This window comes from Sphingobium sp. LB126 (assembly GCF_002795205.1).
Lineage (GTDB): Bacteria > Pseudomonadota > Alphaproteobacteria > Sphingomonadales > Sphingomonadaceae > Sphingobium > Sphingobium chungbukense.
This window is the reverse complement of record NZ_NETV01000002.1, coordinates 410,963-437,110: the sequence shown is the minus strand read 5'-3', so window position 1 is coordinate 437,110 and position 26,148 is coordinate 410,963. Positions and strand designations below refer to the sequence as shown.

Below are 26,148 nucleotides of genomic sequence, written 5' to 3'. Positions count from 1 at the left end.
TCTCAATTCAGATCACGAAAAAGCCGTGAGTGCCGTCGCGCTCCAGTTGAGCGACAAGGCCATATTCCCAGTCGAGATAGGCCTGCATGGCCGCCGCCTTGTTGTCCGTTCCTTCATAGGGGCGCTTGTAGCGGCCCTCCGGCCCGCGCGGACTGGGGGCACCATCTGGTCCTTTTTCCAGCGCTACCGTGGCCCAGTCGACATCGAGTACGAACACCTCCCACCCCAGTTGCGCGAGCCAGGAGGCAGTCATATCGGCGCGCGGGCCAATGTCATCGGTGACGACGATGCGCGCGCCCCGTACCGGGGCATTATGGTCGGTTTCCTGAACGAGTTGACCACCTTGTGCATTGCGGAAGCCAGGCAGATGACCGCTTTCATATTCACGCGGCTGGCGTACATCGTAAAGATAGAGGGTACGTGCCTCGTCAGCCTTCAACGCCTCCAGTTCGTCCCATCCGATGCGCTTCACCCCAGCGCGATAGGCAACATCGCGAGCATGGGCGCGGGCATCCTCGGCAGAGCGATTGTCGATCTCCGGCGCGACGCGGGTCTGGCCGGTCTCCAGTTCCTGTCCCGCCAGCGTCCAGCCGATCGTACCGTTGCGCAGGGCGAAGATCGGGTTGGGCAAACCGGCATTGACCAGCGACTGGGTGCCGATGATCGACCGGGTCCGGCCCGCACAATTGACGATGATCGTGGTATCGGGATCAGGCGCGATGGACCGGGCGCGCAGCACCAGTTCCGCGCCGGGAACGCTGGTGCCGGTCGGGATGCTCATCGTGTTATATTCGTCGTAACGACGAGCGTCGAGGATCGCGATATCGGCCTTTTCCCTGATCAGCGCCTGCACCTCTTCCGCCGCCAGGCTGGGCGTATGGCGGCGATGCTCGACCAACTCGCCAAAGGCCTTGGAATAGCTGTTCACATCCTCGAACAGCTCATAGCCCGCAGTGCGCCAGCCATCGAGGCCGCCCTCCAGTTCGCGGACGTCGGTATAGCCCAGCCCCTCGAACCGCACGGCCGCCTTGCGCGCCAGCCCTTCACCATTGTCATAGACGACGATCGGCGTATCCGGCCGGGGAATGCGCCAACGTGCTTCCTCATCGATCCGGCGCAGCGGAATCTGAGCGGCGAACAAAGGATGGCCCTGCGCGAATTCATGCTCCTCGCGCACGTCGATCAGGGCAATCTCACTGCCCACCAGCAAGGCGCGACGGATATCCTGCGGCGTGGCAAGCTGAATGCGTTCCAGCGTATCGGTGGTCATGCGTTTCTCGATCTGTCCCAGAGGTTGGGGATCACGCCGTTGGCGTAACCCGATATGAAGCTTTTGGCGGTCCCGTCGGCAGCATAGGTCGCCCGCTCGACCGCGCCGATATTGGCGCCGTAGACATGGATGCTGATCGACGGCCGATCCACAAGGCCGTTGGTCACGCGATGGATGTCCCCGATGCGGGGGGATACGGCGTCGACTTCGCCCTCACGAAGATATTGCTCACCATGCGCGATCAATCGACCGTCGGGCGACCGGCGGAAGCGCTCGACCTTCTCGACCCCGCGCAAAATGCCGACCAAACCCCAAACCGTATGATCGTGGACCGGCGTGGACTGGCCGGGTCCCCAGACAAAACTGACGACGCTGAAGCGCTCGCGGCTGTCGCAATGCAACAGATATTGCTGGTAGCGCTCGGGATGCGGGCGAGTGAATTGCTCCGGCAGCCAGTCGTCCCTGGCGATCAGCCGGCTCAACAGGGCGCGGCCACTCTCCAATATCGCCCCTTCATCGCGCGTCGCCGCCACCAGATCGGCAAAAGCGGTGACGAAGCCGCGCAGACGCGCGATGTCGGCGGCGCCGTCGGCAGGCCGACTTATCGTCGCGACGGCATTCATTCGGCGGCCTCCGCGATCGGCGCGAAGGGCAGGACAGCGGCGCCATGATCATCATCGCCACCGAGATGGGAGAGCAGCTTTTCCCGCAGATGCCCCGAAAGACCGGACCGTTCCCCCCGCGGAGCCGCAATCCGCTCCTGCGCTACGATGCGCCCCTTGTCGAGCACCAGCACCCGGTCAGCGAGCGCGATCGCTTCCTCCACATCATGGGTCACGATCAACACGGCAGGCCGGTGCGCGCGCCAGAGCGACAGGACGAGTTCATGCATCCTGTAGCGTGTCAGCGCATCCAGCGCGGCAAAGGGTTCATCAAGCAGCAGCAGCTTGGGTTCGCGCACCAGCGCACGGGCAAGCGCGACGCGCTGCGCTTCTCCGCCGGAGAGCGTCAGCGGCCAGGCGTCGAGCCGATGGCCAAGCCCGACTTCCTTGAGCGCCGCCTCGCTTCGGTCGCGCACCCGGTCGCCCTTGAGACCCAGGGCCACATTCTTCCATACCGGCTTCCAGGGCAGCAGACGTGCATCCTGAAACACGACTGCGCGCGAGTCGGGGACTTCGACGTCCTGTCCACGTATCTCATCGAGACCAGCGAGCGTGCGCAACAAGGTTGTCTTGCCGGAACCGGAACGGCCCAGGAGCGCAATGAATTCGCCCGGCGCGATGTCCAGATCCAGACCGTCGATGATCGTGTTGGCGCCGAAGCGGCGGACGAAACCGCGCAGCCTCACCACCGGCTCAGGGTGCGGAAGATCGCGGTGATGGGCGGCACTTTGCAGGGCGGAAAATCCGAGACGGGCGTCCATGCTTATTGCTCCACTATGCTGGGGCGCCAGATAAGGGCGCGGGCTTCGATGGCGCGGACCAGCCAGTCGGCGCCAAGGCCGAGAATGGCGTAGACCATGAGGCAGACGACGATGATGTCCGTCCGCATGAAATCGCGGGCATTGTTGATGAGATAACCAAGGCCGGCCGATGCGTTGATCTGCTCCGCCACGACGAGGACCAGGATGGCAACCGACAGCGCATAACGCAGCCCCACCAACAGCGAGGGCAGCGCGGACGGCAGAATGACATGCCAGATCTGTTCCCAGCGGCTGAGCCCGAAGCTTTTCGCCGCATCCAGCAAGCGCAGGTCGACACCCCGGATGCCGCTATAGAGGTTGAGATAGACGGGAAAGACTGCCGCGAAGGCGATAAGCGCGATCTTGGGCGTTTCCCCGATCCCGAACCAGACGATGAACAACGGCGTCAGCGCCAGCACGGGAATGGTCCTTTTGATCTGCATCAGCGGATCGACCGCCAACTCCCCGGTGCGGGACAGTCCTGAGACGAGACCGAGCCCCAGGCCAAGCCCCACCCCTATCAGCAACCCCACCGCGACGCGGGCAAATGACACCAGCAGGTTCGAGGGCAATTCGCCCGACAGCAGCATTTGGGCCAACGTGCCGATCACCGCAGAAGGCGCGGCCAAGGTACGTTCGGGGATAAGGCCGCTGCGCGATCCCAACTCCCAGAGCAGCAGCAGGATGACGGGCGACAACCAGCGTCCACCGAAGCGTGCGAGGGAAAATCTCCGAACGCCGGAATATCCGGAACTGCGCTTGCCCGCTGCCAAAACCGTCATCAACTCGTCCTCTTGGTAATGAGGAAAAGCCCAACATGAATTCTCTACCAATTCAATTGAGTTTTTATCGCTCCATCTATGAGCGACGCTGATAAGCGGCGATCCGGCGCAAATGACGCTCTATCGATCGCAGAAAATGGCGGGTTTGTGGGCTTCGATCGTTCGGACCAAGATTTTTCTGCCCGCTTTAAATCTCTACTATTTTGATTGATATATTTGTATTGATGATAAGAGCGCGACTCCATGCCCGGCCTCGGATCGGCTGCGCTTTTCCCTCATGAGGTTTCCATGCCGGTCAATCTGCCTACCAATCTCTTGCGCAGCTTTGTTGCCATCGTCGATACGGGGTCGATGCTGAACGCATCCGAGCAGGTGTTCGTGACCCAGTCCGCGCTCAGCCTCCAAATCAAGCGACTGGAGGAACTGGTGCAGCAGACGCTGTTCCTTCGGGAGGGGCGACGGTTGAACCTGACCTCGGCAGGGGAAGTGCTGCTCGATTATGCGCGGCGCGTGCTGCTGCTGCATGATGAGGCCGTCGCGGCGGTCAGTGCAGGCCGTTTTGCCGGACCGGCGCGCATAGGCATGGTGCAGGACTTTGCCGACAGCCTGCTCAGCGGACTCCTGTCGCGTTTTTCCGAACTGCACCCCGATGCGCAAATCTATGCCCGCGTCGCTGGAACCGCGGAGTTGCAGACTCTGCTGGATCGCCGCGAGCTCGACATTTTGCTGGGCTTTGCCGCACCCAACGATCCGCATGCCGTGACCATCGCGCCGATGAGCTGGTATGGCGAAGCGGCGCTTGTCGAGCGGGACGTGATTCCGCTCGCCGTGCTGGAGGAGCCATGCCGGTTCCGCGAAGCCGCCATCCGGGCGCTGGAGGATAGTGGGCTGCAATGGCGGATCGCAGTGGAGACCCCCAATCTGGCGACGCTGAAGGCGGCAGTGGGCGCGGGGCTTGGCGTCACCTGCCGCACCCATCTGTTCCTGGGCGATAGCGAGGCGCTCGAACATGAAAGGCTACCGCAATTGCCACGCGTCGCCGCCATATTGCGCGCGGGCGATAAGCTGGACAAGGCGGCGCATCGTCTCGCCGAACTCGCGCGGGAAACGGTTCAGACGCTCTGAAACTCAATAGCCCCGTGCCGGATCGACGATGTCGCTGGGCTTTTCGCCACGAACGAAGCGAGACAGATCGTCATTCACCTTTTCCAGCAACCGGTGGCGGATGAGATTGTAGTTGCTCGAAATATGTGGCGTCAGTCGCACCCGCGGATGACTGTAGAGTGCGTGGCCTTCGGGCAGCGGCTCCGGATCGGTGACATCCAGGGTCGCGAAGCCCAGCCGTTCCCGATCCAATGCATCGATCAGGGCTTCCTGATTGATCACCGAGCCCCGTGCCACATTGATGAGATGCGCACCCGGCTTGATCCGAGCGAACAGCGCTTCATTGAAGAGATGGCGGGTTTCCGGCGTGCCGGGCACGGCGACGACGATATGGTCCGACGCCGACACCAGCGTTTCGAGATCGCCGACATGCTGCACTCCGCTAATGCCCGATTGCGCGCCGCTCCGCCGCAGCCCGACGACCTGCGCGCCCAGCGCCAGACCGCGCCGCGCCACCGCCGCGCCGATCGCGCCCAGGCCGACGATACCGATGGTCGTTCCCGAAACCCGGCCCAGCGGACGAGGAACCCATTGATCACGGGAACGGACCGTCGCTGCCTCCAGATTCTTGGCATGGGCGTAAATAGCGGCGATCACATAATCGGCGATCTCCTCCGAAGCGACGCCGCGACCGCAAGTGACTAGCGGCGCGTCCAGCAACCAGCCGGGATAGAAATCCACGCCCGCCGAAGCGCTATAGACCCATTTGAGCCGCCCCGGCCATATTTTGGGCCGCACCTGCGAGGATTGCCGCCAGGCCAGGGAAGGTCGCACCAGCAATATGTCCGCCTCGTTCGCGGCGGTCCACGGCTCATCCTCCGCCACATCGATCAGGGTCGGACCGGAAGGATGCAGGCCCAGGCTGTGATTGAAATCGGGTTCCAGCTGGCTGGCGATGATCAAGGACATGTCAATTCCCCCAGGCGGCGCGCCCATCGCTGGGCCAAAATGACCTATCGACGAAATTCGCGATACAATCTGCGATAACCATGCCTGTCTACTCCGGCCAAGATGCTGCCGCCCTCGGAGCCGATGGCGGCCCCGACAGGAGGGAGATGGATATACGACACGCCCCGTCTCAACATCTAAATATTTCTCAACTGATATAGTAGATAATTTATTTGTTTCCCTGCCGCGATGCTGCCATGGGTGGCGTCCATGCGGTTCAGATCATTGCCAGGGAGAAGGCCGGTGACCATCATCCACGTCGGAGGCGTAGCTGCTCTACCTCGCTGCCGGCTTCCCTGCGAAGCCGGTCGGTAGCGGTGATATCCGTGTTCAATCTTTTCCCCAACACAATGCTGGACGAATAATGGCTACAGCTCCCAATCTGAGTCACACCCCGGTGTCAGACGAAATCCTGGCCACTTTGCGAGAGGGTTTCGCGAAGACTTCTGCCGAACATGACCGCGATGCTTCCTTTCCTTTCGAAAACTTTTCCGCACTCCATGAGTACGGGCTGTTGGCTCTGACCATTGCTCCCGAAAAAGGCGGCCTGGGAGGAGGACTTTCCGAGACCAGCCGTGTCGTGGCGGAGATTGCCAAGGGCGATCCTTCAACGGCACTCGTCCTCATCATGCAGTATCTGATACATGTCGGCGTTGAAAAGGATCGCTGGCCCGGACATCTGCGCCGACATATCGAGGCCGAGGCGGTCTCGCGGGGAGCGCTCGTGAATGCGCTACGGGTAGAACCAGAACTTGGCACGCCTTCACGCGGCGGTCTACCCGTCACCACGGCACGGCGCGATGGTGATGGCTGGCGCATTTCCGGCCACAAGCTCTTCTCCACAGGAAGCCCGATCCTGAGCTATATGCTCATATGGGGCCGCACCGAAGGCGACGACCCCCATGTCGGCCATTTCCTCGTGCCCGGCAACAGCCCCGGCATTCGCATCGAGGAAACCTGGAACCATGCAGGGATGCGCGCGAGCGGCAGCCATGATGTCATTCTGGAAGACGTGGCCATCCCGTTCGACCATGCGGTGGACCTGCGTCGCCCGGCCGAATGGAACGGAGAAAATTCGGTTCAGACCGCCTGGATGGTGAGCCTTTTGGGTAGCCTGTACGACGCGGTGGCGCAACAGGGCCGTGATTGGTTCGCCCGGTTCGCCCGCACCAGGGTGCCCTCCAATCTGGGCGCGCCCCTGTCGACGCTCTATCGCTATCAGGAATTGCTGGGCCGCATCGATGCGCTCCTGTTGAACAATCGCATCCTGTTGCAGGACCTGGTGCGACGGACCGAAGCAGGAGCCCCCCCGCCTGCATCGGAAACGCTGCTGCTCAAATATATCATCACTGGCAATGCCATCGACGCCGTGGCCCTGGCGGTTGAGGCCACCGGAAATCCGGGTCTCACCCGCAATAATCCGCTCGAACGGCACTATCGCGATGTGCTGTGCAGCCGCGCCCACGCACCGCAGAATGATTCGATCCTTACCCTCGCTGGACGGACCGGTTTCCATCAGGACTGAACCACAGGAATTTTCGAAAGAGGCTTGGCAAGGCCCGTTTTGATGATCGGCGGGGGCCAAGGTCCGGATAATCATTCGCGTGGAAGACACCGCACCGATCGATCTCAAACCACATTTATTCACTGAATTCAGGGCACCGCACATGTGATGTGCAAGGTGCGATGATTGACCCGCTCCAGGGCATACTGCCAGTCAGTCATTGAACGATGATTGGAGAGGCCCTGGCATGACTGAAAAGGCGCGGGATATTGGCGACGGGGGCCAGGGCGGTACGCGAAACGAGGACCATCGCTGGCAAGATGCCATAGAGGAATGGCGCTTGAACTGGCGGATAGGGTTTGCCGCGTTCATAACCATCGGCTTGTCCCACGGCGCCTACCAGGCGCTTTCCAGCCTGTTTGTCCTGCCTTTGCAGGAAGCATTCGGCTGGTCGCGCGGCCAGATTGCTTTCGCCCATTATTCATCCCTGGTCGTCGCCTTCGCAGCGCCTTTCGTGGGTCGCGCAGTGGACCGGTTCGGGGCACGCCGCATCATGCTCTGCGGCATGGTCCTGTCGATCCTCACCTATCTGGGCCTGGCGTCGATGAACGGCGCCCTCGCGCTGTTCTACATGCTCAGCGTCCTTGCCGGCGTCATCGGCCTGTCTGCCAGCGGTCTCACCTGCTCCCGCGTGGTCAGCCAGTCCTTCGTCCGTTCGCGGGGCGTTTCCCTGGCGATCGCACGCAGCGGCCTGGCGCTCGCCAGCGCGGCCTTGCCCACCATCCTTTTCGCCATCATCGCGCGTTTCGGCTGGCGCGCCGGCTATGTGACAGAAGCCTTGCTGGTGTTGATCATCGCATTGCCCGTCGTGTGGTTCTGGATCGGCGATTCCCGCACATCTGCAACCACGGCACGGCACGATTCCGATCTGCCGACATGGTTACACTTGCTGCGGGAGCGGCGCGTGTGGCTGCTGTGCCTGGGCGCCGGGCTCGGTTACGCGCCGGCCACCGCGATCATGACGCAGCTTCAGCCGCTGCTGATCAGCAAGGGCGTTGAGGCCGACGCCGCCGCCGCGCTGGTGGGCATGGCGGGGATTGCGAGTTTCGCCGGGGCGATCGTCACCGGCAGCCTGGTCGATCGCTTCTGGGCGCCGGGCATCGCCTTTCTCTTCGCCTGCGGATCGGCTGCCGGCACCTGCCTGCTGGCGTGGCACGGCGCGGTCGATGGCCCGATGGCCAGCCTCGCCATCCTGTTGATCGGCCTCGGTCTGGGCGCGGAGATCGACGTGGTCGCCTATATGGTGGCGCGCTATTTCGGCATCCGGTCCTTCTCGACCATCTATGGCATGACAGTCTTCTTCATCGCCTTCTCCAGTGCGGTCGGAGCATCCATGCTCGGGGTCGCCTTCGACCGGTACGGCAATTACGATGCTGCCCTGCTGGTCATTGCCGCCAGCTTCATGGCGGCGGGCGGCGTTTACCTGATGATGGGCCGCTATCCCAAGCAACGGGACTGACGCCCGCCGACATAGTCGTGTGCGCCCGCCGGGACGACATGTTCCGATAGTTAGGCCCCTAAAATACTTTTCGTTCAACGCGGGAACCGCAGCCCTTATGCTCCGGCTCGACATCATGACGGAGGATGGGATGACCGAGATCACAGAAACGAGGATACAGGAGCCGGAAGGGCGCCGACTGAAAACAGCGGCGGACCATGTCTTCGATCCGCTCGATCCGGATACGGTTCGCAATCCCGGTCCCGCCTATTCGGCGCTCGCCAGGCAGTGCCCCTTCTATCATTATAAGGGCGATGATTATCAATTCTACATCACCAGCGACTACAAGGAAATTCGAGACAAGATATTATCCGACAATCCCACATGGTCGTTCAAATGGGGCGACGCACCCATGGACTGGGAAACGTTCAGCGACTTCGGGATATTGACCGATCCGCCCTTCCACCTCGAATATATCGCCGCCCTGCGCAAGGGGATGACGCCGGCCCGGATGCGCTATTATCTGCCGGAGGTGGAGGCGATCGCGGAAGATCTGGTCTCCGGACTTGAAAAGCGCGCCGATAAGGAGGGCAATTTCCACGATCTCTTCTGCCTGCCGCTTCCCGCGCGGACCATGTGTTTCATGCTGGGAGCGGATCAGGCGCTCTACGCGGATTACAAGCGCTGGGCGGACGAATTGCAATCGCTGCTGTTCAATGACAAGAACCCAAGCGCCGAACAGACGCTGATCGCGGAGATTCAGCCGCATTTCATGGGCCTTATCGAAGCGCGCAAGCAAATGTTGCGCGATGCGGGCATCGATGAACCCACCCACGACCATTGGGGGACGGTGCTGCCGTTCGATTATATCTCCCTTGGCCTTGTCAGCCGTGTGGAAGGACGGCGTTTCAACGACATGGAATTGTTCCAGATTTGCACCGCGCTGCTGACCGGGGGGCAGGAGACGACCACCAGCCTTCTTACCAACGTCGTCTGGCGGTTGCTGGAAGTCCCCGAACGCTGGGAACGGTTGAAAGCCGAGCCGCATCTGGTGGAGAATGTGATCGAGGAAAGCTTGCGCTTCGACCCGCCGATCAACTCCCATTTCCGCACCAGCCTGTGCCCGGTGCAGATGCATGGCGCGCAGTTGCCCGAACGCAGCAAGCTGATGTTCTCCATGATGGGCGCCAATCGCGATCCGGACATCTTTCCTGATCCCGACAGCTTCGTCATGGATCGGCCACTCAATCAGGTGAAGCGGCATCTGTCCTTCGGCTATGGCGTTCATTTCTGCCTGGGTGCGCCGATCGCCCGGCTGGAGGCACAGGTCGGTCTGCGCAAGCTGGTCGAGCGTTTGCCCCATCTCCGCCTGACCGGAAGTCCCGAGCGGATCAATAGCTGGATATATTGGGGACAGCGCGAACTGCCGGTCGCCTGGGACTAAGCATGGCTTTTCCGCGCCATTTGTGGATCAAATGGCGCGGACGATCAGGCGGCGGCTTCTCCGGCGATGGGCCTTGCGGGCCGTTCCGGTTCAACTTCTACCTGCTGCGGGTAACGGCCCATCAACAGGTAGAGGAATATGGAGGCCGCAAGCCCGCCGATCACAGCGATCAGGGCAACGTGATAATTACCGAAGCGGTCGTACAGGAAGCCGATGCCGACCTGCCCCGCCACGGCCATCAGCGTCATGACGGTGATGGTGCTGCCATAGATGGCGGAATAATGCCGCATGCCGAAATAGCGCGCGGCCATATAGGCGACGATGTCGATCTCCGCGCCCTGCGCTGCGCCGATCAGCACCGCCGAGATCAGCGCCATGGGGAATGTCAGGCTCCCCTGCAACATGAGCAGGCAGCCCAATATCGGCCCCAGGCTGAACAGGCATGCGATCGCGGGCGCCCAGACACGATCGATCAGCGTTCCCGAAACCAACGTGCCGATCAACACCGACCCCGCCAGCACGCCGGTCAACATCGCCGCATCGGCCGGCGCGATGTCGAGGGCGGTCAGCAGCGGCTGGAACTGGCTGAGCAGGGTCGATAACGGCGCATAGCCGAAACCCGCGCAGAGGCACAGCAGCAGGACGCGCGGTTCGCGCCGCAGCAGCCCCAGATAGCTCTCTTTATCCTCCGAACACGCTTGCGACCTTTCAGGCGCGGCCGCCCGCGGAAGATCGCGGATGCCGATCCAGCAGACCGGCAGGCCGACCAGCAGGACGATGCCCGCAAGCAGGTAGAAACCCGCCTGCCATCCCTCCCGCTCGACAAGGGCGTGCAGCGTAGCGGGCAGGAATATACCCAGGATCGATATGCCGACCCGCGTGCATGCCAATGCAAGGCCACGCGACTTGACGAAGCGCGCAGCGACGATGCGGGTGAATGCAAGGCCAGTCGTGAAGATGCCGATGACCTGCAGCGCAAGATAGGTCGCATAGAATTGAACCAGCGATCCACCAAGCTGCGTCATGGCCAGATAGGCGACACCTGTCAGCGCCATCGCCACCAGCAACGGACGGCGCACGCCATGGCGATCGAGCAGCGCCCCCGCAAAAGGGGAGAGGATCGCGGTCAGGATCATCCCGTTATGGGCGGCGGCGATTTCTCCCCGCGACCATCCGAAACTTTCCTGCCAGGGCTGTATGAAGATGCTGGCATTGAATTGCAGCATGGAGAAGCCGGTCGCGACCCCCAAGGAGGAGGTGGCAAGGGTCCGCCAATGCCTTTTCCATTCCTGAGCGGCGGTTGTCATGGCACTATCCTGCAAAGACGAGCGCGCGGCTCCCCGAGGAGAAGCCGCGCGCCGGATGGATCACGTCAGAAGCTGGCCCCCAGTTCGACCCCATAGGTTCTGGGAGGCGAAAGGACCGCATTGGCCCCCGGCGCGGTGAAGACAGGATAGGCGGTGTCGAAGATGTTCTTGGCGAACAGCGCGAGCCGCCACTTCGCGGGTCCCACTTCGACATTCTGCAATGCGATGCGTGCATTGGCGACGTCGCGGCGGATGTCATAGGCGAAGGCGCCGAAGGCTACGCGCCCCGTGCCCGACGTGTCGCTGGCCATGGCATAATCGCCATGGAAGGCCAGATCGCCGATGCCAAGGGGCAGGCTATAGTCGATCGCGAGCGTGACCGCATGTTTCGGCAGGCTCTGGATGCGCAATTCGGCATTGGGATCGATGATGAAATAGCTGCCGGGGCGCTTGCCATGCAGATAGGCGTAGGTCGCGGAAACCTGAAGCCCACGGGCAGGAGCCGCAACGATCTCCAGTTCGCCGCCGCGGATGCGGGTGACGCCCGCAGCGTTGAGCGTATCGGTGATCGCCGGATCGCCGGTCGGATCAAGTTGACTGGTGATCTGGCGGTTGTGGATACGGTTTTCGAACAGCGCCGCGTTGACGCGCAGACGGCGCTCGATCAGGTCGCTTTTCAGGCCGATTTCGAAGGACTTGTTCACCTCCGCGCCAAAGGGCTTGAACAAGGGCGAGCGTACCGACACGCCGCCGGCGCGATAGGCCTGGGCATAGCGGCCCCCTCTCCCGGAACGGCGCGCCGATGATCGCTGTCGAAACGCCGTTGGACATGGTGCGATCGAAGGTCTTCTTGTCATCCGTGTAGCGCAGGCCCCCCGTCAGATGCAGCCGATTATCCGCGAAATCCGGCGACCATGTCGCCTGTGCGAAACCGGCATAGGAGGTGGATTCGGCGCTTTGGGAATTAAGGCCCGCGCCCGCGCTGCCGACCGAGAACGGATTGACCCCCAGCGCCTGGGTGAAAGTGGGATCGGTATAGACGATGCTGAGCAGCGTCTGACGGGTATCCTGCACCTTTTCATGAAAATAATAGGCGCCCAGGACGAACTCGATTTCGGGCAGGCTGCCGACAAGTTGGAATTCCTGGCTCTCCTGCTTCTGCTTGACCTTGTTGTACGAGGTCACGCCCGAAATGCCCCAGATCGGCGTTGCGGGATCGATCCCGAGGCTGGTCCCGCCCAGCCGCGGAAACAGGATGCTGGCGGAGCGGGCAGCAGGGAATTTCGTCAGGCTGAAAGCGCCGCCAAGCTGATTGCCCCCCTCCTCGTCGGTCTTGCGGAAGGCGGTGATCGACCGCAGCGTGAGTGCATCGCTGAGTTCCCATCCCGCCTGAAGCATATGGCCGGACGATTCGGTGCGTAAAGGCGCATTGTAGAGCGATGTCCATGCCGTGTCGGTGCGACGGTCGATCCGGTCCGTCAGGGGACGCGCACCCGTCAGCGTGGCGAGCGGCAGGATCGTACGCCCGTTCGGGTCGATCAGCGGCGGGCGGACCAGCACATTATAGTCGCGCGTGTCCTTGGTCACGCTATGGTCATAGGCATAGTCGACGGTGATCGCGGAGGTCGGCTGCCACCGCACGCTGGCGCGATACCCTTCGCCGTCAAATGTGCCGAAATCATCCTGTCGAGCGATCCGCGCGACGCGCGGCCCATTCTTGGTCCATCCGCCATGACTGGAATTGAGATAGTCCAGCTTGATCGAAAAACCCGCGATTTCCGGCAGGTTGAGATGGGCCTCGTAACGGCGCTGGTCGAAATTGCCGATCGTCACCTTGCCGTCGCCACCGAATATGCCGGTGGGTTTCTTCGTGACGATGCGGATTGCGCCGCCTTCGGCGTTGCGGCCGAACAGCGTGCCCTGCGGCCCGCGCAATATCTCGATCCGCTCAGGGTCCACCAGTTCGGCACCCATGCCCTGGGCCCGGCCCAGATAAACGTCATCGATATAGACGGCGGTGCCCAGTTCCACCGTGCCCTGGCCCGGATCAGCATTGGTGACGCCGCGCATGTCGACGATCAGCATGCTCTGGCTGCCCGCAAAAGGTTGCATCACCACCCCTGGCGGTGGCGACTGGAACAGGGCGGTCAAGCCGGTCGCGCCTCGGGCTTCGAGCGCCTCGCTCGAATAAGCGCTGACGGCAATCGGCACGTCCTGAAGATTTTCGGCGCGCTTCTGGGCGGTGACGATGATTTCCGCAACGCCATCCTGCGCCAGCGCGGGCACAGCAAGACCCGTCAGAAGACCGGGCAGCGAAATCCCGGCCAGATATAATGTCCTTTTCAGCATATCCTCTCCCTTTTCGCACTCATCATTTGCGCCACATGACATATAAGACATGCGACTTAATATGAGACACGTCTCTTAGAGAGGAGAGAGCGGCAGCGCCAATCCATGCCGAAATGATCGCCTATGCGATCCATGGCTCGCAAGGACGCCCAGGCGGGAGGATCGGCTTATCTTAACAGGAGGGTGCTGGACGAAGGCAAATGGCTTCGAGCATGCCGAGACCTTCGGCAAGAAATTCCCTTTCGGGCATGACCGCAAGGCCTTCGGCCACATTCTTGTCGCGCTCGAAAATCATGTCGAAAAAGGTGCATGTCCCATGCCGCAGGCGGTAACTGAGCAGGTTCGGCGACACGTCAGGCCGCAGGGCGAAGTATAACGCCATGGCCTCGCCGCTGGCGGGCGTCGAATAAAGCTGGGAATTGCGAATCTCGGCGCCCTCCCTCCACCGTAACGCATGGCGGAAAAACGCGGCGTAGCGATGGACGTCCTGCGCGTCGCGAAGCTCGTAATTGGGCAGGACCAGCGCGCCAAGCACCGCTGCGGCATCCGTCTCCCGCCCTTCGGCGCGGATGAGATCCATCATCTCCCGCCGCCGTGCGTCGAGCGCGGGCAGGCGGTGTGCCCAGATCGCGCGCACCAGTTTTTCCCGATCGTTGAAATGATAGCTGACGGCGGAATTATTGGCGGCATTGGCTTCCAGCCTGATCTGGCGCAGCGACACATTTTCGATCCCATGCTCCCCGAACAGCCTTTCCGCCGCCTCTACCAGGGCGAGGGCCGTGCCCTTGAAGGGTTGGGCAGGAAGATCATTCATGACTGGAACCGCTCTTTCGCTCTTGCTGTGGCTCGCTCCGCTATCCGCTCAACGTCGCGATATTGCAACGCCATGGAAAGATGTCGGCACGGGCGTCGGCCGATGAAACCCATCACATAAGCGATGGAAGCGGCTCACCACCCCTTTCCGACATAGGGCAGCTTGCAATAAGACATGTTTCTTATATCTCACGACCAGACAACGAAAAACCAGAAAAACATGCCGAGAGGAATGCCCTGATGCTGGATTCGCTATACGGACTATCGGGCAAGAATGCCCTGATCGTCGGTGCGGGCAAGGTGCCGCACGCGATAGCGTCCCTGTTCGAAACGGCGGGCGCCGTAGTCGTCCATGCGCAGGAGCCGGAATTGTCGGAAGAAGGGGTGAAGGCCCTGTTCGATGGCACGCCGGAACTCGATATATTGGTGAACGGCGCCGTCGTTACCGGCCCCTGGCCGCTGGATGAGCTCAGCATGGACGAATGGGACCGCGTGCATGCGACCAATGTTCGGGGCGCATTCCTGCTGATGCGGCAAGCCGTCAGGACGATGCGGGTGCACGGGCGCGGCGGCCGCCTTATCAACCTGTCGACCATCGGCTCGGTCCATCCGGTGCTGCATGGCAATTACGCCTATGGATCTTCGCGAGCCGGGACGAACGCCCTCACCCGCCAGTTCGCGCTGGATTGTGCAGCGGACGGAATCGCGTCGAACGCCATCCTGGTCGGCGCCATCCCCTCCGACCCCTTTCCCGCAGGCTGCCCCATGCCTCCTACAGGACCCGGCATGCAGCCGGAGCGCTTTCCCATGGGCCATGGCACGCCGGAAGACGTCGCCCCGGTCGCGCTGATGTTGGCCTCCGCCGCCGGCCGTTACATCAACGGCCAGGCGATCGTCGTCGATGGCGGCTTCCAGATCGCGTGAGGAACGGCTCCATGACCACCCTGTTCGACGGCTTCTACCAAATGGGCTTTGTCGCCCGCGATCTCGACCGGGCCACGGAGGCGCTGGGGAAGCGCTTCGGCGTGAAACACTTCCGTCGCAAGCGCTCCTCGCCGACCATGGACGCCGCCCATGCCTGGGTAGGCTCCACCATGCTGGAACTCATCCAGGTCAGCGCGGGCGCGCCCGACATCTACACGGCCTATGTGCCCGAAGAACCATCTGCCGTCCGACTGCATCATCACGGCTTTCGCGTGGCCGACGCCGCCATATGGGATGAGATCAACAGGCGCATCGAGGAGGCAGGGTGGGCGACGCCGATGCGGGGAGCCGTGATGGATGGCCAGCTCAACTATATCTACGCCGACACGCGTGCCCAAACCGGGATTTACAGCGAATTCGTCTATCTGACCGGAGCAGCGACGTCGATCTATGACGACGTGCCCCATAATTGAAGGGAAAATAGGGATGGCCGACACGGATATGGTCGACATCTATGCGCAGCATCAGGCGCTCTATGGTCGGGTGCAGGTGCCCGACCACGTGCCGCCCGAACTGGTGACCGACTTCGACTATCTGCATCCTGCGGGCATGGAGGAAGGCGATGTCTATACCGCATGGAAAAGACTGCATGATGGCCCGGACATCGTGTGGACGCCCTGCAATGGCGGTCACTGGATCGTGACGCGCGGCGAAGACATCAGGTTCGTGCAGGAAAATTTCGAGATCTTCAGCCATGAAGTGTTCACGATCCCCCGTGGATCTTCGCCCATCCGCATGCCGCCACTGACTGTCGATCCGCCGCTTCATGCCCGGTATCGCGCCATCCTCAACCCTTTCTTCACGCCCAGCCGCGTCTCCCGGATGCGCGAAGATGCGGTCGCGCTGACCCGCAACCTGATCGAACAGATCAAACCGCAGGGAAAATGCGAATTCGTCAACGATTTCGCGCGGGTCATGCCGGTCACGATGTTCCTGGGAATTGTCGATCTGCCGCTCGATCAGCGCGAACAGTTCGTCGAATGGGGCGTCACCTTCATGACCGCCACGGATTCGAAGGTGAAGCTCGGCGCTCAGGAAAAGGTGGTCGCCTATCTTCAAAAAGTGCTTGACGAACGCGCTGCCAATCCCGGCGACGATCTGCTCAGCAGGATTGCCGGCTGGCGAAAAAATTCGCGCTTCCAGGGCGATTATGAAGTCATCGGTATGGCCGTCCTGGTCTTTTTCGGCGGTCTCGACACCGTCGCCAACATGTTGTCGTTCATCACGCGTTACCTCGCGCGGAATAGGCATCAACGCCAGAGACTGATCGATGAACCCGCGATCATTCCCAAGGCCACGGAAGAGTTTCTGCGCCGGTTCGGGCTTTCCAATACGGGACGCCTGATCCTGCGCGACTTGGAATATAAGGGCGCGACCTTCCGAAAGGACGAGATGGTCATGGTGCCGATCTCCATGTCCAGCATGGACGACCGCCTCTACGACAGGCCGATGGAGATCGATTTCGATCGCAACCCCGAACATCACACGTTCGGCAACGGCCCCCACAAATGCGTCGGCAGTCCTCTCGCCCGTGCCGAGATCCAGGTGTTTCTGGAGGAATGGCTGAAGGCGATGCCCGATTTCCGGCTCGATCCGGAACGGCCGCCCGTCACCCATTCGGGTTCGGTCAACGGCGTCGATTCCCTGCCTCTGGTCTGGGATGTCTGATGACCAGGCCCTCGGCGATGACGGATGAGGAGAGCGCGGTCGACCGCATCCTGGATGCGCATCAGCATTTCTGGGATGCGGACGAAAGGCGCGCCACGCCGTTTCGGCCGGAACATTATCAGGCGATGGCCGCCGACACCGATCTGCCGATCGTCGCGACCGTCTTTGCCGAATGCATGACGGCCTATGACATGCGACTGCCGTCCTCCCTCGCTTCCACCGGGGAAACGCGGTTCGCCGCGCGCATGGCTGAACGGCATGCGGCATCCACCATCCGCTTCGCCTCCGGGATCATCGCCTTCGCCGATCCGTTGGCGAACGAAGCCTCCTTCGCGACGGTGGTGGACGCCCATAGGGATGCGGCGAACGGGCGGCTTCGCGCCGTCCGCCGATCGGTGGCGTGGGATGAGGATGGTTCGTTGAACTATGCCGTGCTGCAAACATCGCGGGGCATGCTTGCGCGGCGCGAGATGCGGGATGCCGCGCATATTCTCGCTGACCGCGACCTTTTGTTCGAAACCTGGCTCTATCATCCGCAAATAGGCGAGTTGGAAGAGTTGGCCATGGCGGTGCCCGGCTGCACCTTCATTCTGGACCATGCCGGCACGCCGTTGGCATCCGGCCGCCATGCGGGTGTCGCGGTCGAAGGGGAATGGCGGGACGCCATGGCCGCGCTTGCCGATCGGCCCAATGTCGCGGTGAAGATCGGCGGCCTCGTGACACCGGGAACCGCGGTCGATGCCCGGCGAAAGGCGCGTGGACTGGAGCGCTGGACGCGCGATGCGCTGGCCGAGGATATCGCGCCCTGGCTCGACCATCTGATTGATCGCTTCGGGCCCGGTCGGTGCCTGTTCGAGACCAATTTTCCTGTCGATGCCGCGCATTGCGATCTCGGCATACTGGTAGGCGCCTATCTCGATGTGCTGTCCGGGCTTTGCGACCGGGATCGCCAGGCCATTTTATACGGCAACGCGGCCGCTCTGTACGCGATCACATAAATCGAAGACCGGGAGAGATGACGATGTCCGAAATGCAGCTAGCGCCCAAGCCGGATCATGTACCCGACGCTCTCGTCGTAGACTGGGACTTCACGCGACCGCCCGGTGGCGAAGACAATCTGAACGCTGCGTGGAAACAGCTTCACGATGGACCGGATATCATTTGGACACCCCATAATCGCGGGCATTGGATCGTTACCCGCGCAGATGACATCGAATATATGCAGAAGCATCACGATCCTTTTTCCATGCAGCGGATCGTGCTGCCCGAACATGCCGATCGCCCCCGGCTTCTGCCCATAGAAATGGACCCGCCGGAACATGCGCGTTACCGTTCGATCCTGAACCAGTTCTTCACGCCCCGTGCGATCAAGGCCCTTCAGGACGAAGCGCGTCAACTGGCCATCGCCCTGATCGAAGGCTTCAAGGCAGATGGACGCTGCGAGTTCATCAATGATTTCTCGATGAAACTGCCCATCACGATCTTCATGAAAATGGTGGACCAGCCGCTGGATCAGCTGGATCAGCTTCTGGAATGGACCGAAATGTCGGTCCGCCCGAAAAAGCCGGAAGACCGGACCGCCGCTGCCCTCGCCATGAATGCCTATCTTGAAGATGTCATCGAAGCACGCAGGGCCAGGCCGGGGAACGATCTTCTGAGCGCCGTCGTCATGGCGCAGGTGGGCGGCAATGCCATAGCACGGGAAGACCTGCTCAGCATCACGAGCAACCTCATGTTCGGCGGTCTCGATACCGTTGCATCCTCGCTCGGCTTTGCTGCCAAGTTCCTTGCCGAAAATCCCGCGAAGCGCCGCGAGCTTGTCGAACGCCCCGAATGGATCGCCAACGCGGTCGACGAACTTCTGCGCATGTTCGCGCCGTCATCAACCGCGCGCGTCGTGACCCGCGACGTCGAACATGGCGGTGTCACCTTCCGCGCCGGCGACCGCATCTACATTCGCCCTCTGCTGCACGGGATGGACGAACGCAAATTCGCCAATCCGATGGAGGCGGATTGGGAGCGTCCCGCTCTTGAACGCAACTATGCCGCGTTCGGCAATGGACCGCATCGCTGCCCCGGCGCGACGCTCGCCCGCAGTGAAATGCGGATTTTCCTGGAGGAGTGGCTGGCACGAATTCCCGACTTCGCCCTTGATCCCACTGACCGGCCGACTTTCGGCGCAGGCATGGTGAACGCCGTCCTGCGCCTTCCGCTCGTCTGGGATCCCGCCGGGCAGCGCTGATCCCCGCCCCTTCCACCCATCCACATCCCGGGAGCCCCCAATGTCCGATCTTTCTCCACTTTCCGTCTTCGGCCTTGCAGGCAAGTCCGCCATCGTCACCGGCGCAGGGTCCGGTATCGGCAAGGCGACTGCCACGCTGTTCACACAGGTGGGCGCTCGCGTTCTTTTCGTCGATATAGACCCGGACGCCGTCAGCGAGGCGGCAGAGGCATGCCAGTCCCCCTACACCGTCTGCGACATCTCGGATGAAGCGCAGGTCATCGCCACCTTCGACCGGGCGAAAGCGCTGTTCGGCGGCGTCGATGTGCTGGCGAATGTCGCTGCCTACCGGCGCAAGGCGGACACCATGACGATGCCGGCGTCGGAATGGGACATCATGCACGCCGTCACCACGCGCGGCACCTTCCTGATGATGCGGGAGGCCATCAAGATCATGCGCGATCAGGACAGCGGCGGCGCCATCGTCAACGTGTCGTCGGTAAGCGCCGATCATCCGACGATCTTCAACAACACCCATTATGATTCCGCCAAGGCCGGCGTCGATGCGATGACCCGCGCTGCCGCCGTCGAGTTCGCCGAACATGGAATACGTGTCAACTCGATCCAGCCCGGCGGGACGGCGAGCGGCGGCGCGAAAAGGATGGGAAGCGAAATACAGATGCGCGGCCCCATGACCGCGCCCGGCCGCATCCCGTTGGGCCGGATTTCCGATCCCATCGAGCAGGCCCGCGCCATCCTGTTCCTCGCCAGCGATGCGGCAAGCTATATCACCGGCCATCATCTGACCGTCGACGGCGGCTACCGCGTCTCCTGAAACCGCTGCCCTGTTGCGGGGAAGCGTCGACGGGTGCCGTCAATGACGGCCCCTTGGCGCGACCTCCGACAGGCGCCGAAGCAGGTGGTTCAACTGCGTCATTTCGGCCAGGGTCAGGCTGTCTTCGAAATGCAGTTGGACCGCCTGGGCAACCGCCATCAATTCCGTCAGCATCTGGCGCCCTGCCGCGCTAAGGTGAAGCATTTCGCCTTCGGTCACGAGATGGCCGCGCGCCAAAAGCTGTTCGATCGCCTCCAGGGGCAGGTCGACCCCGCCATTCGCGGCGCGGGCGAGCAACGCGTCTCGCGTGCACCCATCGCCCAGGCCGAGCGAAACGAGAACCGTATATTCGGAGGATCGCAAGCCTCTGCGCCGATATTCCCGCCGCAATTCGGCAAAGGCCGCATTATGGGCGCGATGAAGCAGGTGACCGATGAAATAGCGGCCGAACGCGCCGTCCTGATCGATCCGGTCCGGACGAACCGCCGGCGCCTTTGCGGCGACCTGGCCATATTTGCCGCCATGAAATAGCAGCGGCGCACGCTCGCTATGAACAAAGTCGATCACTTCCCCCACGAAGATCGCATGGTCGCCCCCATCATATTCGAACGTCGGACGACATCCGAAACGCGCAGCGCAGTTGGCGATGAAGGGCGCTCCCTCCGGCCCATCCTGGATGTCCAGACCGGCGAACTTGTCTATCCCGCGCGTCGCGAAACGATTGGACAGCTCTTCCTGATCCGCCGACAAGATATGGACCGCCCATCCACTCGCCCGCCGAAAGGCGGCCATGTTCGGACTTTCCAGCGCAAGGCTCCACAACACCATGGGCGGATCGAGCGAGACGCTGTTGAAGCTGCTGGCGGTCAGCCCGACCGGTCGACCATGCTCATCGCGCGTCGTGACGATCGTCACGCCTGTCGCAAAATTGCCCAAGGCATTTCGGAACGCCTTTTTCCTGTCTTCGCGCATGTTCGTCATCCTGTTGCCACCGGTGGAAAGGCGCACAGCGCTAATGCCGCCCATGATGCGACGACAAGAGCTTGGGGAAAGCGATCACAGCATCGATGACAGAGGCCCATCTGCAACAGGATGGGCGACATGAGTGGAAGGGACCGCCGGTCACCAGCCGATCCCTTCATGGCTCATGCTTCACAGATCAATATGTGAAGCGCACTTCCAGCCCATACATGCGCGGAGCGCCTACCAGCCGGGAGGAGAAGCCGATCTCACGCTCCAACGAATAATTTGCCACCTCATATTTCCTGTCGAGCAGGTTATTGACGAAAAAGGCTGCGTTGATGTTCTGGCCGGATATCTTGTTCAACTCCACGCGTCCGTTCAGCAAGCCATAGCCCGGCGTCACGCCATAGAGCGACCTGTAGGGCCGATCCTGGATATTGAACTTCGACTGGTGATACCAGGTGAGCTGCACGGCGCCTTCCTCCGCGATCGAACCCAGTTCCGACGACAACCGACCGGTCAGCCCATATTGCCAGCGCGACACGCCCGAGAAGTCGGCCACCGCGGCGACGTTCTGCGTCGTGCCGGTCGCGGAGTCGAAGATGTCGAATCTCTTATATTTGGGGTCGGTGTGCGACAGAAAGCCGCTCAATTCGATGAACCGGTTCGGCCGCAACGTGGTTTCCAGTTCAAATCCCTGGATGCGCGCATTGGCCGCGTTGACGACATTGGTGAAGACCAGCTTCGTGACCGGATCCTGGTAGGGGACGAGCCGCTGGATATCGGAATAATTCGACCGATAAAGCGCGGCGTTGACCGTCACCGATCCGCCATTGCCGAAACGGTGATTATATTTCGCGCCCAGTTCGAAATCGACGACCGTGTCCGGATTGAACGGGACCAATTGTGCCGCCGACTGCGCGCGCGTGCCCCATCCGCCGGCGCGATAACCCTTTCGATTGGAGAAATAGACCAGCAGATCCTGGCTGACCTTCCAGTCCAGGGTCGCGGTATAGGTGAATTTGGAGAATGTCTTCTTCCTGTTCACCAGACATGTCGCTGGATCGAAATCATAGGGATTGCCCGGTGCGGCGGCGACATCGGCTCCGAAACCGCAATATTGGCCCGGCTGACCGATGAGGTAAATGGTGCCATATTCCGCCTGGCGCGTGTCCCAGGTATAGCGACCGCCCAAAGTCAGCGACAGGCCCCCGGTTATATTGTCCAGCTTCTGTGTGGCGGACCCGAAGACCGACTTGGTCCTGTTCTTCACATTCTCGAACACGTTATAGGGTGTCTGAAACGCATCGAACGAGGGTGCGAGAAGTGAGATCGAGTTGGAAAAGGCCCGAACCTTTTCTTGCATATAATAGGCCCCGACGATCCAGTCGAGTTCATCGGTCGTACCAACGATCTGGAATTCCTCGGAAAATTCTCGGCCATTCTGATTGGTGCCATATTCCATGTATCGGAGATCGGATCCGTCGATATTTTCGAAGTTTTTGGTCTTGTAACGACGATATCCGATGATGTTCTTGAGCGTGACGGCATCACTTATATGATAACTGGTCGTATTGGTGATGTTCCAGGCAGGCGACGTCTTCGCATAGGAACGAACATTGGATCGCGCTTCGTAGAATCCAAGGGCCTGGCTGTCGTCATAAGCGGCCTGCACGACCGGCAGCGTTTGCAGCGCGGTCAAAGTGCTCGGTGAAACGAATTCGGTCATCCGAAAGCCCGAGCCGTTCGTGCCGGAGCGCATGTAGTTGCCCGAGAAGACGGATTCGAGATTGTCCGTGGGATTCAGCTTCAGCGATATCCGGAACGCACCACCATCGAGGTCCTGCGCATCCTCCCGCCTACCGCCTGGGCTATATGTCTGCTGCCCGTCCTTGAACTCAGGCCGGGGCATATCGGCACCGTCGCGCCGGGTAACGCGGATATAGCCGTCGCGCTTCTCATAACGTCCCGCCACACGCAGCGCCGCGCCTTCGCCAAGCGGAATATTGACATAACCCTCGATCTTTCGATCGTCGAAATTGCCGATGCCGACCATCACCGAAGCCCCGAAGTCGTCAGTCGGCAGTGCGGGGCGGAATATGATGTTGCCGCCCGTCACGTTGAGACCGAACAGCGTACCTTGGGCACCCTTCAGCACTTCGACCGAGGCGAGGTCGAAGGCCACCTGGTCGACACCGAAAGTGCGCTTGAACAGCTGATCGCCGATATAGATGCCGACCGAAGGATCGACCGAAGCCAGGGTGTCGCCCTGGCGCTGGCCACGGATGGTGAAGAGCGGGATCTGGCGGCCACCGCCCGCGCTCTGGCTGACATTGGTGGAGGGCGCAATACGGCGGATATCCTGCACGCTGACGACGCCCTGCCGCTCGATCGCGGCTGCGCCCAGCGCCGTCACCGCGACCGGAACATCCTGCAGACGTTCTTCGCGTCGGCGGGCGGTGACGACGATGTCGTCATTCGCTGGGCGCGCGTCCGCTGCACCCGGCTGCTGCGCCATGGCTGCTGCCGGAACACCCGCCAGAACGCTGCAACCCAAAAGCATGCCGTGAAAAGTCCTGCTGCACCCTCTCATTCGAATCTCCCTGATTTATGGATTTGATCGGCATCCCGTTATCAATGTAGTGATTACTACACAATATATGCATGCAACATGATGGGAGAAGAGACCGGGCTTTCATCGTCATAGTGCCCGTGGGCGCGGCGGAGAGGAGGAGGGGCACACAGCCCTTTGATCCCAACGATCATGAATATGATTTATCGACTGTGGCAGAGAAGGAAGATTTCACGCACGATTTCATCGCGAACCTTTCTCTCAATAGTGGTGTCTGCGGATATGATGGGCCTGTGAAGACTTGCGTCACAACATTATAGGTCCTATAAAGTACCTATAAGTGTGGGGAGCGCCAGGAATGCAGGGCGCAGGTGGGAGGATATTCCGATGCCGCAAGTCGCGCAGGCCGTTCCGAGTCATGTTCCCCCCGATTTGGTGCGGGATATCGATATCTATGCCCCACCGGGCATTGAAGGACGGACGACGCACGACGTTCATGCGCTCTGGAAGACTGTGCAGGACAGCAATCCACCGGTCTTTTGGACGCCGCATCATGGCGGGCACTGGATCGCGACACGCTATAATGAGATTGAACGCATGCTGCGGGAATTCGCAGCATTCTCCAGTTCCGAACCCTTCCTGCCCCGCAGCACCTTGCCGCTGCAACTGCCGGTGCAACTCGACCCGCCGGATCATATGAAGTTCCGCAAATTGCTGATGCCGGCCTTCACTCCCAGGATGCTGGCCGCGGCCACGGACCGGGCACGCAGGGCCGCCGTCGAGATTATCGAGCGGATCAGGCCGCAGGGCGAATGCGAGTTCGTCGAGGATTTTGCCGGGACGATGCCCATCGTCGCCTTTCTCACGCTCGTCAACTTGCCGGAGGAAGACTATTCCTATCTACGCGGGCTCGCGATCTACATGTCGAAGCCGACTCATCCCAAGTCTCCACAAGCCTGGTCCGAAGTCTCGGATTATGTTCGCTATCATATAGAATTGCGCAAGAAACAGCCGCAGGACGACCTTATCAGTTCGATGCTTCAGGCGGATGTCGGCGGTCGGAAGATGACGGACGAGGAAATCTTCAGCATGAGCCTGGTTGTCGTCGGCGGCGGCCTCGATACCGTGGTGTCGATGACCAGCTTTGCCGCTTGCTACCTTGCACAGCATCCCGAAAAGCGGCGGGAACTGATCGAAAATCCGGACTATATGAATGATGCGCCGGAGGAGATCGCTCGCCGGTTCGGGACGAGCAATCTGGGTCGCATCGCGCGTGAAGACACCAGCCTGGGCGGTGCCGAACTTCGCAAGGGCGACATGATAGTGGGCATCTTTCCAGCTGCCGGCTTGGACGAGACGATCAATCCCGATCCGATGACGCTCGACTTCACCCGCAAGGGACGGCGGCATCTGGCCTTCGGCACCGGGGTACATACTTGCATCGGCAACAATCTGGCCCGGCGCGAAATCCGCATCTTTCTGGAAGAATGGCTGGCCCGTATCCCCGATTTCCGGCTCACCCCCGGCAAGCCGCCGAAGATGACCACGGGACTGGTGAATTCCATGGAATCGCTCCATCTGAGTTGGATTGTCTGAGCGATTCCGACTGACCTCTTCTCCGGATGAGCGAAGAGCGGCTCAGGCCTGTCCTTGCATGGCCGCAAGGATCGCCATGCCCTCCATTGCCAGGCCTTGATCCAGTTCAGTCGCCAATCGCGCCCTGATATCGCGGGTGAGCAGGATACGGGTATAGCGATTGGCGACCGCCGGCCGGGTCGCGATCGTACGGGCCAGTTCGCGCGCGCGGGACATCAGGACGTCAGGTGACAGTATTTCGCCTACCAGTCCCAGCGTCAGGGCCTCCTGCGCGCAGATCTCTTGCCCCGTCATCAGGAAATAACGGCCACGATTCGGCCCCAGCAGCATCGGCCATATGCTGTGCACGCCATCGCCCGGCACCACACCGGCAAGAGCGTGCGGCTTATCGGCGAAGGCAGCACCCTCCGCCGCCAGCACGACATCGGCCAGCAGCGCGATCTCCGCATGGATGAAAGCGGGTCCATTGACGGCGGCCACGACCGGTATCTCTATGGCCAACAGATTATTGAGCAGCGCCCTGCCCTCCCGGAAGATCACATCCCAGCTTGCGCCGCCCATTTGCGGCATGTCGCAATCCATGTCGAACTCAGCACAGAATGTGTCGCCCGTGCCGGTGATCAGCAGCACTCGGGCGTCGGGATCGGCAGCGATGTGCGCGAAGGCAATGCCCAATTCCTTGTGCAGGCCACCCCAGAGCGCCCATTTGGCCGAGCCGCCGCGATGGTGGATGCGCAATTCGACGATCCCGTCATCGTGCGTCATTAT

The 26,148-nt window shown here is 61.4% G+C and carries 22 protein-coding genes and 1 pseudogene; 11 read left to right on the top strand and 12 right to left on the bottom strand.

What is annotated here, in order from left to right; genetic code table 11:
* Positions 1–7: 7 nt before the first annotated feature.
* The 4 genes from CAF53_RS18220 to CAF53_RS18205 are packed head-to-tail and all read right to left on the bottom strand — an operon-like array spanning position 8 to position 3,514.
* Positions 8–1,270, bottom strand: coding sequence for a rhodanese-like domain-containing protein (locus CAF53_RS18220; protein ID WP_100239110.1), 1,263 nt, complete (start codon positions 1,268–1,270; stop codon positions 8–10).
* The gene (locus CAF53_RS18215) at positions 1,267–1,893 is read right to left on the bottom strand and encodes a cysteine dioxygenase (RefSeq protein ID WP_046763945.1); all 627 of its coding nucleotides are present in this window, start codon (positions 1,891–1,893) and stop codon (positions 1,267–1,269) included. Before CAF53_RS18215 ends, CAF53_RS18220 begins: the two co-directional genes overlap by 4 nt.
* The gene (locus CAF53_RS18210; RefSeq protein WP_046763944.1) at positions 1,890–2,693 is read right to left on the bottom strand and encodes an ABC transporter ATP-binding protein; all 804 of its coding nucleotides are present in this window, start codon (positions 2,691–2,693) and stop codon (positions 1,890–1,892) included. The genes CAF53_RS18215 and CAF53_RS18210 overlap by 4 nt, the downstream gene beginning before the upstream one ends.
* Positions 2,694–2,695: 2 nt before the next feature.
* Positions 2,696–3,514, bottom strand: a complete 819-nt coding sequence (locus CAF53_RS18205; protein WP_046763943.1) for an ABC transporter permease — start codon at positions 3,512–3,514, stop codon at positions 2,696–2,698.
* 288 nt (positions 3,515–3,802) lie between these two features.
* On the opposite strand from CAF53_RS18205, the gene CAF53_RS18200 reads away from it, so the two are divergent.
* Entirely contained in the window at positions 3,803–4,639 is an 837-nt protein-coding gene (locus CAF53_RS18200) for a LysR substrate-binding domain-containing protein (protein ID WP_046763942.1), read from the top strand.
* A 3-nt stretch (positions 4,640–4,642) separates the two neighbouring features.
* Here CAF53_RS18200 and CAF53_RS18195 read toward each other — a convergent pair whose 3' ends face one another.
* Positions 4,643–5,587, bottom strand: a complete 945-nt coding sequence (locus CAF53_RS18195) for a D-isomer specific 2-hydroxyacid dehydrogenase family protein (protein WP_100239550.1) — start codon at positions 5,585–5,587, stop codon at positions 4,643–4,645.
* A 403-nt stretch (positions 5,588–5,990) separates the two neighbouring features.
* Between CAF53_RS18195 and CAF53_RS18190 the strand changes: the two genes are divergently transcribed.
* The 3 genes from CAF53_RS18190 to CAF53_RS18180 all read left to right on the top strand — a co-directional run bounded on the left by CAF53_RS18190 (position 5,991) and on the right by CAF53_RS18180 (position 10,072).
* Positions 5,991–7,151, top strand: a complete 1,161-nt coding sequence (locus CAF53_RS18190; protein ID WP_100239109.1) for an acyl-CoA dehydrogenase family protein — start codon at positions 5,991–5,993, stop codon at positions 7,149–7,151.
* A 226-nt stretch (positions 7,152–7,377) separates the two neighbouring features.
* Positions 7,378–8,649 carry an MFS transporter gene (locus tag CAF53_RS18185; RefSeq protein ID WP_100239108.1) on the top strand — a complete coding sequence of 424 codons (1,272 nt, stop codon included), beginning with the start codon at positions 7,378–7,380 and terminating at the stop codon, positions 8,647–8,649.
* A 130-nt stretch (positions 8,650–8,779) separates the two neighbouring features.
* A complete protein-coding gene (locus CAF53_RS18180) occupies positions 8,780–10,072 on the top strand; it encodes a cytochrome P450 (protein ID WP_100239549.1) in 1,293 nt (430 codons plus the stop codon).
* 44 nt (positions 10,073–10,116) lie between these two features.
* Here CAF53_RS18180 and CAF53_RS18175 read toward each other — a convergent pair whose 3' ends face one another.
* The 4 genes and pseudogenes from CAF53_RS18175 to CAF53_RS18160 all read right to left on the bottom strand — a co-directional run bounded on the left by CAF53_RS18175 (position 10,117) and on the right by CAF53_RS18160 (position 14,542).
* Positions 10,117–11,379, bottom strand: coding sequence for an MFS transporter (locus CAF53_RS18175; RefSeq protein ID WP_100239107.1), 1,263 nt, complete (start codon positions 11,377–11,379; stop codon positions 10,117–10,119).
* Positions 11,380–11,444: 65 nt separating this feature from the next.
* Entirely contained in the window at positions 11,445–12,236 is a 792-nt protein-coding gene (locus tag CAF53_RS18170; protein ID WP_100239106.1) for a TonB-dependent receptor, read from the bottom strand.
* A gap of 1,039 nt (positions 12,237–13,275) precedes the next feature.
* Positions 13,276–13,728: pseudogene (locus CAF53_RS28260) on the bottom strand (TonB-dependent receptor plug domain-containing protein); the annotation flags it as partial.
* A gap of 172 nt (positions 13,729–13,900) precedes the next feature.
* Positions 13,901–14,542, bottom strand: coding sequence for a helix-turn-helix domain-containing protein (locus CAF53_RS18160; RefSeq protein WP_100239104.1), 642 nt, complete (start codon positions 14,540–14,542; stop codon positions 13,901–13,903).
* Positions 14,543–14,781: 239 nt separating this feature from the next.
* Between CAF53_RS18160 and CAF53_RS18155 the strand changes: the two genes are divergently transcribed.
* The 6 genes from CAF53_RS18155 to CAF53_RS18130 are packed head-to-tail and all read left to right on the top strand — an operon-like array spanning position 14,782 to position 20,249.
* Positions 14,782–15,465: an SDR family oxidoreductase gene (locus tag CAF53_RS18155; protein WP_100239103.1), complete on the top strand. Its 684-nt coding sequence runs from the start codon at positions 14,782–14,784 to the stop codon at positions 15,463–15,465.
* An 11-nt stretch (positions 15,466–15,476) separates the two neighbouring features.
* Complete coding sequence (locus CAF53_RS18150; RefSeq protein WP_100239102.1) at positions 15,477–15,938, top strand: VOC family protein; 462 nt, start codon at positions 15,477–15,479, stop codon at positions 15,936–15,938.
* A gap of 13 nt (positions 15,939–15,951) precedes the next feature.
* Positions 15,952–17,193, top strand: coding sequence for a cytochrome P450 (locus tag CAF53_RS18145; protein WP_242443512.1), 1,242 nt, complete (start codon positions 15,952–15,954; stop codon positions 17,191–17,193).
* Positions 17,193–18,191: an amidohydrolase family protein gene (locus CAF53_RS18140; protein WP_157801294.1), complete on the top strand. Its 999-nt coding sequence runs from the start codon at positions 17,193–17,195 to the stop codon at positions 18,189–18,191. Before CAF53_RS18145 ends, CAF53_RS18140 begins: the two co-directional genes overlap by 1 nt.
* Before the next feature lie 23 nt (positions 18,192–18,214).
* Complete coding sequence (locus tag CAF53_RS18135) at positions 18,215–19,435, top strand: cytochrome P450 (RefSeq protein ID WP_197707477.1); 1,221 nt, start codon at positions 18,215–18,217, stop codon at positions 19,433–19,435.
* Between the two features lie 40 nt (positions 19,436–19,475).
* On the top strand, positions 19,476–20,249 hold the full coding sequence (locus CAF53_RS18130) for an SDR family oxidoreductase (RefSeq protein WP_046763935.1): 774 nt from the start codon (positions 19,476–19,478) through the stop codon (positions 20,247–20,249).
* Positions 20,250–20,288: 39 nt separating this feature from the next.
* Here the strand turns inward: CAF53_RS18130 and CAF53_RS18125 are convergent, their stop codons facing one another.
* Both CAF53_RS18125 and CAF53_RS18120 read right to left on the bottom strand, forming a co-directional pair.
* Positions 20,289–21,221: a flavin reductase gene (locus CAF53_RS18125; protein ID WP_052757405.1), complete on the bottom strand. Its 933-nt coding sequence runs from the start codon at positions 21,219–21,221 to the stop codon at positions 20,289–20,291.
* 187 nt (positions 21,222–21,408) lie between these two features.
* Entirely contained in the window at positions 21,409–23,775 is a 2,367-nt protein-coding gene (locus CAF53_RS18120) for a TonB-dependent receptor (RefSeq protein WP_197707476.1), read from the bottom strand.
* A 396-nt stretch (positions 23,776–24,171) separates the two neighbouring features.
* On the opposite strand from CAF53_RS18120, the gene CAF53_RS18115 reads away from it, so the two are divergent.
* Positions 24,172–25,380 (top strand): cytochrome P450, encoded by a 1,209-nt coding sequence (locus CAF53_RS18115; RefSeq protein ID WP_100239099.1) that lies wholly within the window; start codon positions 24,172–24,174, stop codon positions 25,378–25,380.
* A gap of 42 nt (positions 25,381–25,422) precedes the next feature.
* Here CAF53_RS18115 and CAF53_RS18110 read toward each other — a convergent pair whose 3' ends face one another.
* Positions 25,423–26,145, bottom strand: a complete 723-nt coding sequence (locus CAF53_RS18110; RefSeq protein ID WP_242443511.1) for an enoyl-CoA hydratase/isomerase family protein — start codon at positions 26,143–26,145, stop codon at positions 25,423–25,425.
* Positions 26,146–26,148 lie beyond the last annotated feature (3 nt).